Origin of the sequence: Hwanghaeella grinnelliae (assembly GCF_004005845.1) — a bacterium.
Lineage (GTDB): Bacteria > Pseudomonadota > Alphaproteobacteria > UBA8366 > Aestuariispiraceae > Hwanghaeella > Hwanghaeella grinnelliae.
This window is the reverse complement of the sequence record NZ_SADE01000001.1, coordinates 1,597,810-1,614,318: the sequence shown is the minus strand read 5'-3', so window position 1 is coordinate 1,614,318 and position 16,509 is coordinate 1,597,810. Positions and strand designations below refer to the sequence as shown.

Here is a 16,509-nt window from a genome sequence, read left to right as displayed (position 1 = left end):
TTTCGGGCGCAATGGTCCCGGATTTAAATGGCGGTACGCTAGTCCCTGGCGTTAAACTGACGGGAACGAGAAACCGACACCAAATCAGCCGGTGAGGAAAGAAAATGAGTGAGAAGGAAAACGGCGGAAGCTGGGTAGAGACCTTCAAGGGTGCGGTGCTGGCCGCTGAATACGACCCGGAATCGAGCATGAATTCACGCCTGTATATCGAGCGTTTCGATCAGGCGACGTGGTTTCTGATGCATGCCATCGGGATCACGCCCCGCACAATCAAGTCCGACGGCCGCCGCATCGCCGTGGTCCGTCAGGTTTTCCAATACGTGCGGGAGCTTCGCGGCGGTGAACTTGTCCGCATCGAAAGCGGCTTCATCGCCGTCGGCAAGAAGCATTTCCGCTTTCTGCACCGGATGTTCGATGTCGAAACCGGCGATCTGGTCGCGACCAGCGATGTCACGGCCGTGCAGGCCAGCCTGAAAAACGGCAAGACAGTCCCCCTGCCCGATGAGCAAACCCAGAAAGCCGCTAAACATACCATTACGGTGGACACGATCGACTGACCGTTGAACCCGAAGGCGGCGCTGCCCGGCATTCGGCCCGGCGCCGCGTAAACGCGCTTTCATCGGTCACGAGAAGCAATACATATGGAAACCGGCACAGCTCCCCAGCCTGATAGCACAGAGCCTGATCGCACCAAGCCTGACGTCCCCTTGGGCGATTACCTGACCGTGCGTGTCTCTCGCGGAAAGGGACCAGAAAACAGATACGAGGAATTCCAAGTCCCAAGACGGGAAAACCAAACGGTTCTGGACATCGTCACCTGGATCCAACGCAACGCGGACCCGGCCCTGTCCTATCGCTTCGCCTGCCGCGTCGGTGTCTGCGGGTCCTGCGCCATGACCGTCAACGGCAAGCCGCGTTGGACCTGCCGCACCCATGTTTCCAAAGTGATCGGGAAAGAACGGTCACTGACGATCGAACCGCTGCGCAACCTGCCGCGGATCAAGGATCTTGCGGCCGACATGTCCGCATTCTTCGAAAAGTGGCAGCAAGCGGGCGGCCGGTTTGCCGGTAAAACGGACCGCACTGGGCCTTTGGCCCGTATCGATCCGGAAAGCCCCGGACGGAAAGCCGTGGATGCCGGGATTGAATGCATCAATTGCGCGGTTTGTTATTCCGCCTGCGATGTCGTGACTTGGGACGAGGATTATCTTGGCCCGGCGGCCTTGAACCGGGCCTGGACCCTGGTCAACGACGAGCGTCACGCGGAAAAGCGGGAAACGATGAAAAAGGTTTCCGCCGCCGGCGGCTGCCATTCCTGTCACAGTCACGGAAGCTGCGTGGAACACTGTCCGATCGGATTGAACCCCACTGCCGGCATTGCGGGGCTGAAGCGGCGCTCCGTCCTGCAGACATTTCGGTTGAGCGGCGAAAAATAACATCCCGTCCGCACAGACTTGTCAGGTTCCGGTAAGAATTCCGGCTTAGTTACCAAGAACAAGTCTACAGGATCGCTTTGGCATGGCCATCAGCGGTGCCCGTATCCCCTTTACGGTTCGAATAGAAAGTACCCCTTTGTCTCGTTTCCCAAAGGCGGGCCACGTCACGCTGGTCTGCATCATCGCCTTGTTCTTGACAGCAACCGGGAACATCCGGTTTTTCCAAGAGACGGAGGCCGTCTATCCCCTTGCTGAACAAGCCGCTTTTCTGACCTCGGCAGCCGTGGTGCTCACTTGCGTCATGGCCCTGGTCATCTCAATCTTTTCATTCTTCCTGCCGATACGCGTGGTTGGAACGGTTTTAATCCTGTTGGCCGCAGCCGCGGGCCATTTCTCCGACACGATGGGAATCGCCATCGACACGGAAATGATCCGCAATGCGCTGGGTACCGATATGGATGAGGCGGGTGACCTCATCACCGCCACTTTTGGGATACGGTTTTTATTGCTCGGAATTTTGCCGTCGGCGCTCCTTTGGCTCATCCCCCTGCGCCCGGTCAGTCTTCCGCGCAGGCAAATCAAACTTTTGGCGTCGGCGGCAGGGTCACTGGTGTTTGCCATCGCGGTGATGGCGCCCTTTTCCGACACCTATGCCAGCTACTTTCGGGAACACAAACCGCTGCGCTATTACAGCAACCCGACATATCCGATCTATTCGGCAGGCAAATTCGCCTTAACACAGGGCCGAGAAAACACCGCGAACCATCTTGTGGAAACGCGCCTGACCGATGCGGCCATTCCGACCGAGGATGAGGCGCATGACCTGGTCATTCTGGTCGTCGGCGAAACTGCGCGGGCCGACCATTTCGGCCTGAACGGCTATGCTCGCCAGACGACGCCGAAACTGGCAGCACGGAACGATATCGTTTCCTTCAGCGATATGCGCTCCTGCGGCACATCCACTGCCATCTCTGTTCCCTGCCTGTTTTCCCTCGACCCGCGCGAGTCCTTCGATATCGACAGCGCGCGTTGGACAGAGAATACGGTCGACGTGCTGGCGCGCGCCGGCGTCACCATTTTGTGGCGCGACAATAATTCGGGTCCGCAGGGGGTTGCCGACCGGGTCGGCTATCAAATGTTCACGGGGCCTGAGGTCAATCCCGATTGCGATGTCGAATGCAGGGACGAAGGCATGCTGTCCGGGCTGGACGATTACCTGGACAAACAGAACAGCGATATCCTGGTTGTCCTGCACCAGAAGGGCAGCCACGGCCCCGCCTACTACAAACGCTACCCGGACGCTTATCGCCAATTCACTCCCGATTGCCGCGACAGCGACCTGGGCAAATGCAGCCCGGAAGAAATCGTAAACGCTTATGACAATACGATCCTCTACACCGATGCTTTTTTGGACAAGGTGATCGGCCTGCTGGCCCGCCATCAGACCCGATATGAGCCGACGATGCTCTATGTAAGCGACCACGGCGAGTCACTGGGCGAAATGGGCATTTTCCTGCATGGTATGCCCTATTTCATGGCACCCGACGTGCAGACGCATGTTCCTTTCCTCGTCTGGGCGGGCATGAACTCGGACATCGATCGCGACAAGCTTTTCAAAATCAAGGACAAGCCTGCCACTCACGATGATCTAAGCCGTATTCTATTGCAGCTTTTCGAAATTGAGATCGGCGATGTCCGGCCCGAACCGGTAACAGGCGTGATGCCGATGACCGAAACTAATGCCCGCGAATAGCCGCACGATCATCGTCCTTGCCACCGCCGCCCTTTTGCTGACGCTCGGCATCTTCGGGTTCACGGAAGTGGATTTGGCGGTACAAGACCGTCTGTTTGACGCGGCGACAGGAAGCTGGATTTGGGACAAGCATGAACCCGTCGCCCGGATGCTGTTCTATACCGGGCCGAAACTGGCCCTGGTCGCTCTTGCCGCGGCCTGCTTGCTCACCCTATTGGCGTCGGGGCATTGGGATTTTGCGCGGAAACGACGACAGGGCTTGGCGGTGCTGCTGATATCGTTGATCATCGTGCCGGCCGCCGCGGGTGCCTTGAAGACGGCAACGAATGTCGCATGCCCGGCCAGGTCGGACCGATATGGAGGAAACGTGCCAACCATAAGCCTGTTCGAGCGTTATCCCGACGATGCGCGCCCAGCGGACCGTCAGCGCTGCTTCCCTGCCGGCCATGCCAGCGGTGGCTTTGCCCTGTTCGCCCTAGTCTTTATGTTCAAGGGCCGCGCCGCGCGCCGGGTCGCCGTCGTCATCGCTCTAACGGTGGGTGGCGCAATGGCCGCCTATAAGATGGCGATCGGCGATCATTTCCTGAGCCATACGCTGGTGACGATGGAATTGGCAGCGATACTCGTCGCCTTGATCGCTTCTGCGGCGGTCCAGGTCGAACGACATTTCGGGAGGCTGCCATGACCGAAGCCGCGCTTTACGCCGCGCAACGGGTCACGGCGATGATCCTGGCCCCTTTGGTGCTGATCCATCTGGGACTGATCCTGTATGCCGTCTCTGACGGTTTGACGGCCGATGAAATCCTGTCCCGCACACGGGGCAATATGGCTTGGGCCGCCTTCTATGGTCTTTTCGTCCTGTCCGCCGCGGTGCATGCCCCTCTTGGCCTGCGCAACATCCTGCGCGAATGGCTAGGGTTGCGGGGTCGCATGGTCGATTGCGTCCTTGTTCTGTTCGCCGCGCTGTTGGCCGGCCTGGGCCTGCGGGCCGTTCTGGCTGTGATTTAGGGGGACAGAGATGGCCATGAACAGACGGACGAGCAACACGCATCCGGGTGCCTGGGCCGCCCTGGGACACCGGCTTTCGGGGCTGGCGCTGATTCTGTTTCTGCCCTTCCATTTCCTCGTTCTGGGTCTTGCCCTGGAGGATGCTGAAGCGCTGGACGGTTTCCTGCGCCTCACCGACATGCCCTTGGTGAAAATCGCGGAATGGGGGTTGGTCATGCTGCTGGCCCTGCATCTGTCCTTCGGCTTGCGCGTGCTTGTCCTTGAATTCCTGCCCTGGCGCGACAGCCGGAAGGGTTTGATCCTTGCCGGGTCCCTCGGCGCGGTTGCGGTCGGCGCCGTCTTCGCCGCACAGATTCTGGTTTTATAGGCGCGCCATGCAAATTGAACGCAGCAAAACGGATATCCTCATCATCGGTTCGGGCGGGGCCGGTCTGTTCGCCGCGCTGCACGCCCTGAAGGCCGATCCGGACCTGGATGTCACCATCGCGGTCAAGGGACTACTCGGAAAGTCCGGCTGCACGCGCATGGTTCAGGGCGGCTACAACGCGGCGATGGCGGCTGCGGATTCTCTCGAACGTCATTTCATGGACACCATCGTCGGCGGCAAATGGCTGCCGCGACAGGACTTGGCCTGGCGGCTGGTCGAAGGCGCGGTGGAGCGCATTCACGAGTTGGAAAACGAAATCGGCTGTTTCTTCGACCGCAACCCGGACGGCAGCCTGCACCAGAAAGCCTTTGCGGGCCAAAGCTTCGACCGCACGGTGCATAAGGGCGATCTGACGGGTATCGAAATCATCAATCGCCTAATGGAGCAGGTCTGGTCGCGCGGCATCAACCGGCTTGAGGAACACCGCGCCATCGCCTTGATCCCGGCAAAGGATGGGGCGCGGCTGTCGGGCGCGCTGTTCATCGACATGCGGACCGGCGGCTATCGGTTCGTTCAAGCCAAGGCGGTTCTGCTGGCCGCCGGCGGCGGGCCGACCATGTATCTCTATCACACGCCATCCGGCGACAAGAGCTGCGACGGCATGGCCATGGGCCTCGATCTGGGCCTGCCGCTGCGCGATATGGAAATGGTGCAATTCCACCCGACCGGTCTGCTTGCAGGCCATGAAACGCGGATGACGGGCACGGTGCTGGAAGAAGGCCTGCGGGGCGCCGGCGGATACTTGCTGAACGGCGAAGGTGAGCGCTTCATGAACCGCTATGACCCAAGCGGCGAACGGGCGACCCGCGATATCGTCAGCCGTTCGATTTACGAGGAAATGCGTTCCGGGCGCACCACCCCTTATGGGGGCGTCTATATAGAGATGAAACATCTGGGCCCGGAGAACGTCGCCAAACGTTTCCCCGGCATGGTGACGCGCTGCGCCGATTGCGGCTTCGATCTTGCCGGCGGACGGGTCGAAGTGGTTCCGACGGCGCACTACATGATGGGCGGGATAGAGTTCGAGATCGATGGATCGACCGCCCTACCCGCCCTTTTCGCCGCGGGCGAGGATTGCGGCGGGGTCCATGGCGCGAACCGTTTGGGCGGCAACGGCGTTGCCAACTCAACTGTTTATGGCGGCATCGCAGGTGACAGCATGGCCGCCTTCGCCGCCAAGGAAGGCTATTTGTGTACACCTGACGGGGAAGCGATCGAACGCGCATTGGCCCGGGCCGAACGTCCCTTCGGGAAGTCGGTCGGCGACTTGAATGGGCTGCGCGAGAAACTGTGGAAGACGATGTGGGACGAGGTCGGCATCATCCGCACCCAAGCCGGCCTGGAGCGCGGGCGGGATACGGTTGCCACCCTTGCCGCGGAACTTGAGCATATCGGCCTGCCCGACACGGACCGGGCCTTTAACCTGACCTGGCATGACTGGTTGAACATGGACTCGCTTTTGACGATATCCCGTACCATCGCTGAAGCAGCTTTGGCCCGGAATGATTCCCGCGGCGCGCATTTTCGTGAAGATTTTCCCGAAACAGGGGATTTGGAAACGACGGCCTTCACGCGTATCCTCGCCAAGGAAGGGGATTTGTCGGTCGACATGGTCCCCGTCGATTTCACAATCGTGCGCCCGGGCGAGTCATTGATCGACGGCGAGGCCGGCGCGCCCCCAACCGCAGCGGAATAGGACGATGGCGATTTTCCTGCGAGCCGCAACCGTGGAAGATACTGATGAAGTCGCGGCGGTTTGGCACGATGCATGGCATGACGGGCACGGCAACTTGGTCCCGGCCGCTTGGCGGAAACTGCGTAATAGGGAAAACTTCAGGATGCGCGCACCCGCGCTGATCCCCCATATGATCGTCGCGGTGGACGAGGCGGCGGGCGCTGAGGGGAACGACATCATCTGTGGTTTTGTCACGACCGAAGACAATTCGCTGGAGGATCTGTTCGTCGCGGCAACACATCGGGGCACGGGCGTCGCGGCCCGCCTGTTGCGCGCTGGCGAAGAGCAACTGGCGGCCGCCGGCGTGACGACCGCCGAACTGCAATGCACGCAGGGCAACGACCGCGCCCAGCGCTTCTACGAAAAGATGGGCTGGCAGGCCGTCCGCCCCGGCGTGCAGGAAATCGACACCCCCGATGGGCGCCAGTCACTCGACAACTGGATCATGGAAAAGTCACTGGCATAGGTCGCTGACGCCTAGCGACGGGCAATGATCCAGATCGCGTGGATCAGGCCGGGGATGTAGCCCAGCAGGGTCAACAGAATATTCAAAAAGAAGTGCCCGGTCAGACCGACCTGCAGCAGAACGCCGATGGGCGGGATGAGGACAGACAGGATGATACGGATGAGGTCCATTTTAATGATCTCCTAGTTTGCGAATTTCTAAACGTGAATTTCTAGTTCCGACCTATTAATGCCCCAACCGCCCCATTGGTTGCCTGGCTGGAACTGGCGTCTAGCCGGTCGGCCTTGGTCACGTGATTTTTTTTGAAGCCGATGCAACCCCGCCCATCCCGGACGCGTTGTTGTCATGAAAGCCGCGCAGAGGGCTCGGCCGAATTGATAATTTGAGGAGAAGCAAAAATGAGTATTCTTCGGACTCTTGCCATCCCGTTCGTCCTGTTGAGCGTTATCGGCCTGGCCGCCTGCGAAACTGTCGAAGGCGCCGGCGAAGATATCGAAAATGCCGGTGAAGGCATCCAGGACGCCGCTGACTAAAAGCGAATGAAACCGGTCGGTTGAACTGACCGGTTCACAAAGAAACCGCCCCTTTTTCGACGACGGGGCGGTTTTCTTTTTGGAATGGCTAACTTAGCCCATGCGTTCCGACGCATAGGACCCCGGGCTTGGCGGGAAAACAACCGTGCGGTTGCCGTTGATGAAGGTGCGGTGATGAATATGCCCATGGATCGCACGCGCCAAAACCTGGCTTTCGACATCCCGACCCAGCGAAACATAGTCATTCGGTGATTGGGCATGGGTGACGCGCACCGTGTCCTGTTCGATGATCGGGCCTTCGTCCAGATCCGCCGTCACATAATGAGCGGTTGCGCCGATCAACTTCACACCGCGCTCATAAGCTTGCTTATAGGGATTCGCCCCCTTGAAGCTGGGCAGGAAAGAATGGTGGATGTTGATGATCCGGCCCGACATCTTGCGGCACAACTCGTCTGACAAGACCTGCATGTAGCGCGCCAGGACGATCAGCTCCGTCTCGGTCTGCTCAACGATTTCCATCAGTTGCGCTTCCGCCTTGGGCTTGTTGTCCTTCGTCACCTTGATGCAATGGAACGGAATGTCGTGATTGACCACGACCTTCTGATATTCGAAATGGTTAGAGACCACGCCGACGATATCGATCGGCAAAGCCCCGATTTTCCAGCGATAGAGCAGATCGTTCAGGCAATGCCCAAAGCGCGACACCATCAGTAGAACCTTCATCCGGTCCGCCGCGTCGCGAATGATCGCATCCATCGCGAATTCCTCAGCGACCGGCTTGAACCCCTCAGTGATCGATTCCAGGTCCTTGCCCTTCTCCGAGATGAAGCTGACCCGCATAAAGAACTTGCCGGTGTCCAGGTCGTCGAACTGTGCACTATCGATGATGTTGCAGCCGATACCCGCCAGATACCCGGATATCGCCGCAACGATGCCGCGGGACGTGGTGCAGGTAACGTTCAAAACAAAATGCGTCATGCCGAGGTCTTTCCCTAGAAGAAGTTGGGGGGCGTTAAATCGATCCGAAATCTATATGCACTGCAACATAGAAATTGGGCTCGGCGCGGTATGGACTATTTGCAAAGCGACGTCGAGGGGCGTTTTGCCGACCGCATGCCACTGCCGGCCGCATACTGATTGTCAGCCAGAGTGCTGGCAAACGGCTTTGATCGAATGACGAGCCCAATACTTCATCCCGGTCCGAAACCGGCAAACGATCAGGGTTGAATAGATTTTATCGCTCACCATGCACCACAGAAAATGGGCGGGCCCGAACCGGCCCGCCCGTTCTCATAAACTCCTTGGCACAGCTATGCCGCGCGAACGTTAGACAAAAAGCGTTCGACTTGGGAACTCAGGGAACCCGCCTTGTGACTCAAATCCTTTGAGACACTTGTAACTTGACGAGCGGCGGCCCCGGTTTCGACGGAAGAGTCAGCCACATCGCTGATATTCGTGGTCACTTCCTGCGTACCGGAGGAGGCCTGCTCAACGTTGCGGGCGATTTCACTTGTCGCGGCTCCCTGCTCTTCCACCGCCGACGCGATAGCCGTTGAGATCGAGCTGATCTCGTTGATCGTTGAACTGATCGACTGGATAGCCCGAACCGCGTTATTCGTTTCCTGTTGAATCTCTGTGATCTGCTGACCGATTTCCTCGGTAGCCTTCCCCGTCTGTGTTGCTAGCGACTTGACCTCGTTCGCAACGACGGCAAAGCCTTTGCCAGCGTCTCCCGCACGGGCAGCTTCAATTGTGGCATTCAGCGCCAGCAAATTCGTCTGGGCGGCAATATCGGTAATCAAGCTGACAACCTCACCGATCCGGTTCGCCGAATTGGCGAGCCCTTGTACTTGTGTGTTCGTCCGGTCGGCTTCCGCCACCGCACGAGAGGCCACTTCAGAAGATTGCGACACCTGACGGCTGATTTCCTGGATTGAGGTGGATAGTTCTTCGGACGCGGTTGCAACCGTCTGCACGTTGGCCGACGCCTCTTCCGCCGCGGCCGAAACACTCGTCGCCCGTTCGCTGGTATTGGTTGCTATCCCCGTCATGGACTGCGCGGTCGCCTCAAGCTCGGTCGCCGCATTGGCCATCGCGGTTAGCAATTCCGAAACGTCGCTGTCGAATTCGGTCGTCAGTTTATCCAGAAGAATCGCACGTTCTTCACGCTGTTTGAGCTGTTCAGCTTCACGAATGGATAGCTGCTCCGCTTTTATCATATTCTCTTTGAATACCTGAACGGCCGCAGCCATGTCGCCGATTTCATCGCCGTTATTCTGCCCAGGGATTTCCACGCTCTTGTCCCCTTTCGCCAAGGACGTCATTGCGGTTGTGATCAGGCGAATAGGTTTTCCAATTCCGTTGCCGATAAGCCAAGCAAACCCAAGGCCCAGGAAAATAGACACGATGCAAACAACCACGGTAACCGCAACGGCGGCCTCGGCTGCTTCCGTCGCAACCGTCCCAAGAGTGTCCTGTTCCGTCTTCAAGTGCAGCTTGAGCTCTTCAGCTTTTTTGGCAATTCGGGGTCCGACGACATCGAGTGTATTCCGGACCAAATCATTGCGTGCATTTGTGACGCCGAAAACTTGCTCGAAGGTGGCAACGTACAGGTCCAACTTCTTATCCGCACGGTCCGCCACCTCGCTCCACTTCCGCTGCGCCGACGCCGACCGCATCTTTCGCAAACTTTCCATGAATTCATTTTTTTCACTAACGGCCCGGTCGTATGCGGCTTTTTGACTGTACATGAGAAATTTAGAGGCATAGAGACGCATCAAGAGAAGATTGCGCATGGCCTTCCCAGCCGTGTAACCGACCAGTGCATTCTTTTCTGCGCTCGCGGCTGCCATGATAGACGTAACGTCGCGTACAAGTTCCGGTCCCACGACCTCAAGCGTGTTCAGCACAAGCTCGTTCCGTTGCGCCTGTAGATCCGTCACCTTTTGAAACGTATCTCTGTACAGGGCGATGTCCGAAAGAATTTCCTCTACCGCCTTCTTGGACCTATCCGTCTTTGCCAGCGTTTCAAGGGTCCTTGCGTGCTCCGCAGTTCTTCCAAGACGTCGCTGCACAGCCGTAATGGCATTTTCCTTTGAAGAAATAACAAAGTTTTTAACCGCTAGCCGCGCTTCCAGAAGGTTAGCTTGAACACGACCGGCCTCGTTTGTTTGCAGCGCTAACCCCCGGTAACGCAGGAAATTTCCTTTTACACTGTCAAGGTTCAGGCCACCGACCAAACCTACAGAGATTAATAACACCAGTATTAGAGTAAAGCCGCTGAGAACTTTGTAGAAAACTCTAACATTACGAAAAATATGCACTTCTGACTCCTTGTTCGGAACACGCCGCCTGTTTTTCCAAAATGGGCCAACAACGTCCTGGCAAACGAACCGAAAAAGGCACTTCAGAATTATAGAATAAGCTGAACAGCACCAGACGATTACATTTTTGCGTTGTTAGCCACAACGCGGTCAGTAAATGCCGATAAAGAGTTAAAATTTAGCTAATTCATATTTATTTTCAGTTATTTAGAATGCAAACTTAAACTGTTTTCTTAATAAGAAATTCAGCCATAGCTATACCATTATTGGTTTTAACGATTTTTGTGAACCAATGAAAAAAGGGGGCAGCGAAGCCCCCGTTTACAGAACCAATCTGTCGTTTCGATCAGCCAACGGCCTCAAGTCTCGGAGGCGGCCAACACGAGAAGCTGCGGCGGTTGGATTGATGACGCTGGGATTTCGGCTTTGGGCAACGACAAAAAGAATTTGGTGCCCTTTCCGGGGCCGGGGCTTTCCGCCCAAATCCTGCCTGCATGAAGGCCTGCGATTTTTTTGCAGATGGCAAGCCCAAGCCCCGCGCTATACCCATCCGACCGCGCCCCAACGCTTTTGTAAAAACACTCGAAGATGCGTTCCAAGTCCTTTTCAAGGATGCCCACGCCCTCGTCGTGAATGCCGAGGAACAAGTCATGCCCAACTTCCTCAATGGAAATCGTGATCGAAGACCCATCCATCGAATACCGGGCCGCATTCCCCAGCAGATTGCGCAGGACGAGTTCAATCATCGATGCGTCACCCGCCACGGCTGGTTCCTGATCCACATAGCGCCGAACCAGCGTGAACCCGGACAACACATCCGTCATCGAAGCCACGGTGCTGTTGATCACGGCGACAAGGTCGACGCTGTCTTTCTCAATAACCGGATCGGTGTTTTCCAGGCGGGACAAATGAATGACATTGGCCGCCGCCGTTTCCAAATGCGATATCAACCCTTGAACCTTGGACGCCAATTCAACGGCCCCCTGTGATCCCGTATTCGCCAATATCAGGCGAAGGCGCGCGATGTCTGCGCCGGCATCGGTCAGTTTGTTTTTGATATCCCCGGCCAGGAACAGCAATGCAGATTCCGGAACCTGGCCAGATGGATGTTCCGCATCGCGCCTTGCTGCCACGTCCGCCGACTCTGCCGCCTCAACCGAAACAATACGTTCCAGGGCAATTCCGCACAGGTCAGCCACGGTTTCCAACAGCACCTGCAATTTAGGGTCATCGAGCCGGTCTTCATTTGTGTCCGAAAGCACAATGACCGCCCGCACCTTGCCGGCGGCGGAGACCGGATGAAAGTGGAAGATAGTTTCGTTCGCAACGCTGGTTCCAAGCCCGGTCGGCTGGTTCACGTTCATCGCAATTCGCAATGCCAAGACATCTTCGGGGATCACATCACGGCCGATCGTCGCCGCGAGCAGCACGTCCAGATCCTCCGCATCGGGTTCACAAGGCAAAAGGTGGACCGTAGCGCCCAACGGTCCGCCGAGTTCATCGGCCAAGTGGCGCGACAGCCCCTCAAGGCTTACTGTGCCATTGATATGCCGAGCGATCCGGATAATCGTTTCACCCAAGGCTTGGCGTTCCCGTGCAAGCCTGTTCCGGCGGAGTGAACGGCTGGCGATCAGTACTGCCGGGGCGCCGGCAAATACATAGAAAAAGGCAAGGATCGGTGATGACGTTAAATCGGCAACCGGCGGTAAGAAAGGAACGTAGAGAACCGCAGCGAGACCGAGTGCACCGACGCCCAGGGCTGTGAACCCCGCTGAACGGCCCAGCACCAACGCGGCAATGACAGCGCCATATAGGAGCACGACCGCGGTCAGTTCCGCCGGCATGCCGGCCAGCAACCAGCCGGCAAGGGCCGAGGTCACGGCCATGAATGCCGCTGCGCACCCAGCCTTGCCCGCTTCGGAACCGATCCGACCAACGACTTTGACCGGCGGCCGATAGGTTTCCGCCGACGCAGCCATGACGCCGACCGCCTGAATTCTTGATTTACCTATATGCTTTCGCAGACGCCGCTCGAACCACCAACGCCGACATTCCCCGATAGGGCCGTTCTTGTGAACGACCAGAAAGCTCTCCGGCGGCGTACGAAGGTTCGTGATAAAAGCCGCCAGCGCGTCAAGCGACCCGACCATGGCCTTGGCACCGACGCGTTGTGCAAGCATGGCTGTGTCATGCAGCCGGGCGCTCTGCTGGTCGGGCTCACCGGCAGCGCCCTCCGCGACGAAACAGACCAGCCAGTTTTCGGCAAGACTTCTTAGGTGCTGCGACGCTGCGCGCCTGACGCTGGTCCAGTCGGTATCGGTGAAGACAAGGACGACATGGCGTATGTCGGCGCCCTCCGAGAGCGTTTCCGCCCCGGCCTCGTCCGTTTCTTTGTCTGACATTCGTGGTGGCATCCGTTGGGTTCATAAAACCGCAACGTCGCACAGGGAAAGTACCCGCCTCTATTACCTATGTATGGATCGGGCGGCTCGGACGGAAAATTTTGTCATCACCAAGCAGAGGCCGACACAGCATGAAGTGGCTATAATACGCATGTAAGGTAAAGTTTTAGCCTGTAATTGATTATTTTCGGCCGCACTGCACCTATTTTCTACATTAAATGCCAGTCGGCATACGCAACAAGGGACTGCCCATTCCCAAAAATCATTGATCTTTCGGCTCTTGATCCTCCGCCCGGCCTATTGCTGCCCCGAAGCATATTGGGGGATCTGCGAAAGCTTCTTGAGGAACCGGTCGGTCCTTGAGGGAATTTCTGTGTAATGCAGATAGGGTTCCGTGAATTTTGCAATTCTGTGAAGCTCCATCATGTCGTTGATGGCCACGCCATCTGTCCCCCAGGCTATGATCTGGTCTTTCTCCAGGCGCCGCATCGACCTGAATAAATGGACCGTTGTGATACCCATCGCATCGGCCAATTGTTCCCTTGTGACGGGCAACAGGAAACGGTTTCCCTCGGCCAGATCGACCAGTTCCATGCGCCTGCGGATCTCCACGAAGAAATGTGCAAGCCGTTCCACGGCAGAACGCCGGCCGACGCTGACGAGCCGTTCAGACAACACCGACTCGTCCTGGGCACAGCACCAAGACAACGCCGCCCCTAAGCCCGGTTGTTCCGTATAGATCTCTGCCAGTTGTTCCAATTCGAGGACGGTCATCTCGCAGTCGGTCAGGGCAACGATATTGTTGGCGGAATATTTTAGGATCGGCGCAAAGAAACAACAGATATCGCCGGGCAAATCGATGCGGGTGATCTGCCGGCGCCCGTCGTCCAGCGTCCGCGAGTGGTAGGTCCACCCTTTCTTGATCACATAGATCTTTGAGTATGCGTCGCCCTCGGAAACGATCTGGTCATTCTTGCCGAAACTTTCGGTCCGCGCATCAAGGCGGTCGATAAAGCGCTCTTCGCTATCGCTCATTGACAGAAATACGGACAGTTTTCGCTTAAGGGCATGTGTCATTTCTAATATTTCGTCTTGAATCTCGCCGTCCTGCATCTGAAGCACAAGCACGGTGCAATCCCACCGCCTCCCCATTCGTTTTTACAAGAAACAAAAACCCCAAGTGACAAACCGTACCGAACACGTATGGCAGCGGCTATCCAATTTTTTGCGCCGCTTTCGTCGAATTGGAATTCGCTGCCACGAATTCGACAATCTTCGCCGCCGATTTGTGCAAGCCGATGGACTCCGCATCCTGAGCGGTATGTCGTAGCGCTTCCGAACAGTCTTCCAGCAAAGCCAAGCGCTCATCGTCGGAGAACACGCCCTTCTCGACCAGCGACATCATCAGCGCTTCGCAGATGGTCAGCGCCGCCAAGCCGACTGCATGGGATTCGACATTTTCAAGCGGCTTTCGGTCATTTTCAACACCTTGGGCATCGGACATGTCAGTACCTCGACGGCATAATGGTTTAAAATCAATATATATAACAAAAACGCCCCAAGGCTGGGCCCGGTTGCGTCGGTGGGGATTGCCGCATGCACCGATCCAACCGAAACTGTTGCGGATATAGTAAGGGATGGCCCGTCGTCGGAACATGTGCCCGGAATACATCCCTTGACGGGAAAGGCCTCACCCTGCGTAGCTGACGGATGAAAAAACCGGCGATGGATCAACCATCCCATGAGGCGTTCGGGAAGGATTAAAAAAAGACATGATCGAAAACGACCTGCTGGAGGAAACCGCCCATACCTTGATGACAAAGGCGGGGATCGAAATTCCCGACGACTATTTGAACGGCATTAAAGCGATGGCGCAGGCGGAGGAAGGCGACCTATCCTCCTTCGTTTTGAAGGCTATGCTGGAGAACTGGGAAGCCGCGAAGGAAGACCGCCGTCCGATGTGCGCGGATACTGGCCTGCCGCGCTATTACGTGAAGATCGGGAACGAGGCCAAGATCGACGGCGGCTTCATCGCCCTGGAACGAGCGCTGCGGCAAGCGACGGCGCGGGCCACGACCAGCGTGCCTTTGCGCCCCAACCGGGTTCACCCACTGTGGCGGACGGACAATAACAACAATGTCGGCATCAACGCGCCTGAAATCGATTGGAGCTTCGAGCCCGACGCCGACTGGGTCGACATCACAACCGTGCACAAGGGCGGGTTGTTCGGCACTGACTATCGCATGCTATTCCCGGGCGACGGGATCGACGGCATCAAGCGTTTCGTCCTGGATACGCTGATCTCTTTCGGCAAGCGCGGCCTTGCCTGTCAGCCGGCGATTGTCGGTATCGGCGTCGGCGGATCTAAAGATACCTGCATGGTGCTGGGCAAGCAGGCCGCCTGTCTGCGCACCGTCGGCGACCGCAACCCGGACCCGGAAATCGCAAAGCTGGAATTGGAACTGCAGGAATTGGGCAACTCCATCGGCATGGGCGCGATGGGCTTCGTCGGCAAAAGCATGGTGGTCGATTGCCATGTGGAGGTCGGTTACACCCATACCGGCGGCATGCCGGTCAGTGTGCATTGTTTCTGCCTGTCCTCCCGCCGGGCAACCGCGCGGATCCATGCGGACGGACAGGTCGAATACCGGACCGACCCGCAGTGGTTCACGCCCTATATCCGGCGTGACACGGTTGATTGGGGCACAACCGCGCAAGCCGCCGCTGAATAAGGAAAACAAACCATGAGCACCTTACGCGAAGTCAGGCTGAAATCCCCCGTCCGGCAGGAAGACTTGGACAAACTGCAACTGGGCGACGTCGTCTATATCGACGGGCTGATCTATACCGGGCGCGAAGGCGTCTATCGCCGGGTGATCGACGAAGGACACGCCCTGCCGATCGATCCCGCCCAGGTCGGCAATGTGAACTTTCACTGCTCACCCGCCGCATCGGTGAAGCCGGATGGCGGCTATTCTATCGGCGCGGTAACCGCAACGGCCAGCTTCCGCTTCGCGAAATGGATGGAACGTTGGTTCGCGCTGTCCGGCGCCAAAGTCATTATCGGCAAGGGCGGCATGTCGGAAGCGGATTATAAGCGCCTGTTCGTCCCCGCCGGGGCGGTCTATCTGACGACCGTGGGATACGGCACCGGCGCCCTGTTGGGCCGCGGCATCAAACGCGTCCACGATGTCCATTGGCTCGACGAATTGGGCATAGCCCAAGCCATGTGGGTGATCGAGGTCGAGAAATTCGGGCCCCTTCTGGTCGACGGCGACGCGCAGGGCAACAGCCTGTTCGAACGCAACAACAAGGAAATCAATGCGGGGCTCGACAAATTGTATGAAGGGCTGAAGAAACCCGCCCTCTCCCGCTTTGGGGAAACCGACGACCGCGATCACGAACTTATCTGAAACGCGCCCGGCG

Annotated in this window: 17 protein-coding genes; 11 read left to right on the top strand and 6 right to left on the bottom strand. The window is 57.6% G+C overall.

From position 1 onward, the window contains the following. The first annotated feature begins 104 nt into the window (after positions 1 to 104). The 8 genes from EOI86_RS07450 (at position 105) to EOI86_RS07415 (ending at position 6,825) form a co-directional block, all read left to right on the top strand. Positions 105 to 557, top strand: coding sequence for an acyl-CoA thioesterase (locus tag EOI86_RS07450; protein WP_127764456.1), 453 nt, complete (start codon positions 105 to 107; stop codon positions 555 to 557). 84 nt (positions 558 to 641) lie between these two features. After that, a complete protein-coding gene (locus EOI86_RS07445) occupies positions 642 to 1,436 on the top strand; it encodes a succinate dehydrogenase/fumarate reductase iron-sulfur subunit (RefSeq protein WP_127764455.1) in 795 nt (264 codons plus the stop codon). Between the two features lie 82 nt (positions 1,437 to 1,518). Next, positions 1,519 to 3,189 carry a phosphoethanolamine transferase gene (locus EOI86_RS07440; RefSeq protein WP_127764454.1) on the top strand — a complete coding sequence of 557 codons (1,671 nt, stop codon included), beginning with the start codon at positions 1,519 to 1,521 and terminating at the stop codon, positions 3,187 to 3,189. Then, positions 3,176 to 3,874 (top strand): phosphatase PAP2 family protein, encoded by a 699-nt coding sequence (locus EOI86_RS07435; protein ID WP_127764453.1) that lies wholly within the window; start codon positions 3,176 to 3,178, stop codon positions 3,872 to 3,874. The genes EOI86_RS07440 and EOI86_RS07435 overlap by 14 nt, the downstream gene beginning before the upstream one ends. Further along, positions 3,871 to 4,197: a succinate dehydrogenase gene (locus tag EOI86_RS07430; RefSeq protein WP_127764452.1), complete on the top strand. Its 327-nt coding sequence runs from the start codon at positions 3,871 to 3,873 to the stop codon at positions 4,195 to 4,197. Before EOI86_RS07435 ends, EOI86_RS07430 begins: the two co-directional genes overlap by 4 nt. 10 nt (positions 4,198 to 4,207) lie before the next feature. Next, positions 4,208 to 4,564, top strand: a complete 357-nt coding sequence (gene sdhC, locus EOI86_RS07425) for a succinate dehydrogenase, cytochrome b556 subunit (RefSeq protein WP_127764451.1) — start codon at positions 4,208 to 4,210, stop codon at positions 4,562 to 4,564. Positions 4,565 to 4,571: 7 nt separating this feature from the next. Next, on the top strand, positions 4,572 to 6,320 hold the full coding sequence (locus tag EOI86_RS07420; RefSeq protein WP_127764450.1) for an L-aspartate oxidase: 1,749 nt from the start codon (positions 4,572 to 4,574) through the stop codon (positions 6,318 to 6,320). A 4-nt stretch (positions 6,321 to 6,324) separates the two neighbouring features. Further along, complete coding sequence (locus EOI86_RS07415) at positions 6,325 to 6,825, top strand: GNAT family N-acetyltransferase (protein ID WP_127764449.1); 501 nt, start codon at positions 6,325 to 6,327, stop codon at positions 6,823 to 6,825. Between the two features lie 11 nt (positions 6,826 to 6,836). Here the strand turns inward: EOI86_RS07415 and EOI86_RS07410 are convergent, their stop codons facing one another. After that, complete coding sequence (locus EOI86_RS07410; RefSeq protein ID WP_127764448.1) at positions 6,837 to 6,995, bottom strand: YqaE/Pmp3 family membrane protein; 159 nt, start codon at positions 6,993 to 6,995, stop codon at positions 6,837 to 6,839. Between the two features lie 228 nt (positions 6,996 to 7,223). On the opposite strand from EOI86_RS07410, the gene EOI86_RS07405 reads away from it, so the two are divergent. Further along, positions 7,224 to 7,358, top strand: a complete 135-nt coding sequence (locus EOI86_RS07405) for an entericidin A/B family lipoprotein (protein ID WP_127764447.1) — start codon at positions 7,224 to 7,226, stop codon at positions 7,356 to 7,358. Positions 7,359 to 7,451: 93 nt separating this feature from the next. On the opposite strand, the gene purU is transcribed toward EOI86_RS07405, so the two are convergent. The 5 genes from purU to EOI86_RS07380 form a co-directional block, all read right to left on the bottom strand. Beyond that, entirely contained in the window at positions 7,452 to 8,336 is an 885-nt protein-coding gene (gene purU / locus EOI86_RS07400) for a formyltetrahydrofolate deformylase (RefSeq protein WP_127764446.1), read from the bottom strand. Positions 8,337 to 8,668: 332 nt separating this feature from the next. Continuing rightward, a complete protein-coding gene (locus tag EOI86_RS07395) occupies positions 8,669 to 10,681 on the bottom strand; it encodes a HAMP domain-containing methyl-accepting chemotaxis protein (RefSeq protein WP_240035584.1) in 2,013 nt (670 codons plus the stop codon). Between the two features lie 359 nt (positions 10,682 to 11,040). Continuing rightward, positions 11,041 to 13,083 (bottom strand): ATP-binding protein, encoded by a 2,043-nt coding sequence (locus tag EOI86_RS07390; RefSeq protein WP_161973739.1) that lies wholly within the window; start codon positions 13,081 to 13,083, stop codon positions 11,041 to 11,043. Positions 13,084 to 13,380: 297 nt separating this feature from the next. Next, positions 13,381 to 14,118 carry a Crp/Fnr family transcriptional regulator gene (locus EOI86_RS07385; RefSeq protein ID WP_161973738.1) on the bottom strand — a complete coding sequence of 246 codons (738 nt, stop codon included), beginning with the start codon at positions 14,116 to 14,118 and terminating at the stop codon, positions 13,381 to 13,383. 178 nt (positions 14,119 to 14,296) lie between these two features. Further along, the gene (locus EOI86_RS07380; RefSeq protein ID WP_127764443.1) at positions 14,297 to 14,587 is read right to left on the bottom strand and encodes a hypothetical protein; all 291 of its coding nucleotides are present in this window, start codon (positions 14,585 to 14,587) and stop codon (positions 14,297 to 14,299) included. Between the two features lie 268 nt (positions 14,588 to 14,855). On the opposite strand from EOI86_RS07380, the gene EOI86_RS07375 reads away from it, so the two are divergent. Next, the gene (locus tag EOI86_RS07375) at positions 14,856 to 15,815 is read left to right on the top strand and encodes a fumarate hydratase (RefSeq protein WP_127764442.1); all 960 of its coding nucleotides are present in this window, start codon (positions 14,856 to 14,858) and stop codon (positions 15,813 to 15,815) included. A gap of 12 nt (positions 15,816 to 15,827) precedes the next feature. Beyond that, complete coding sequence (locus EOI86_RS07370; RefSeq protein WP_127764441.1) at positions 15,828 to 16,496, top strand: fumarate hydratase C-terminal domain-containing protein; 669 nt, start codon at positions 15,828 to 15,830, stop codon at positions 16,494 to 16,496. Positions 16,497 to 16,509: the final 13 nt, after the last annotated feature.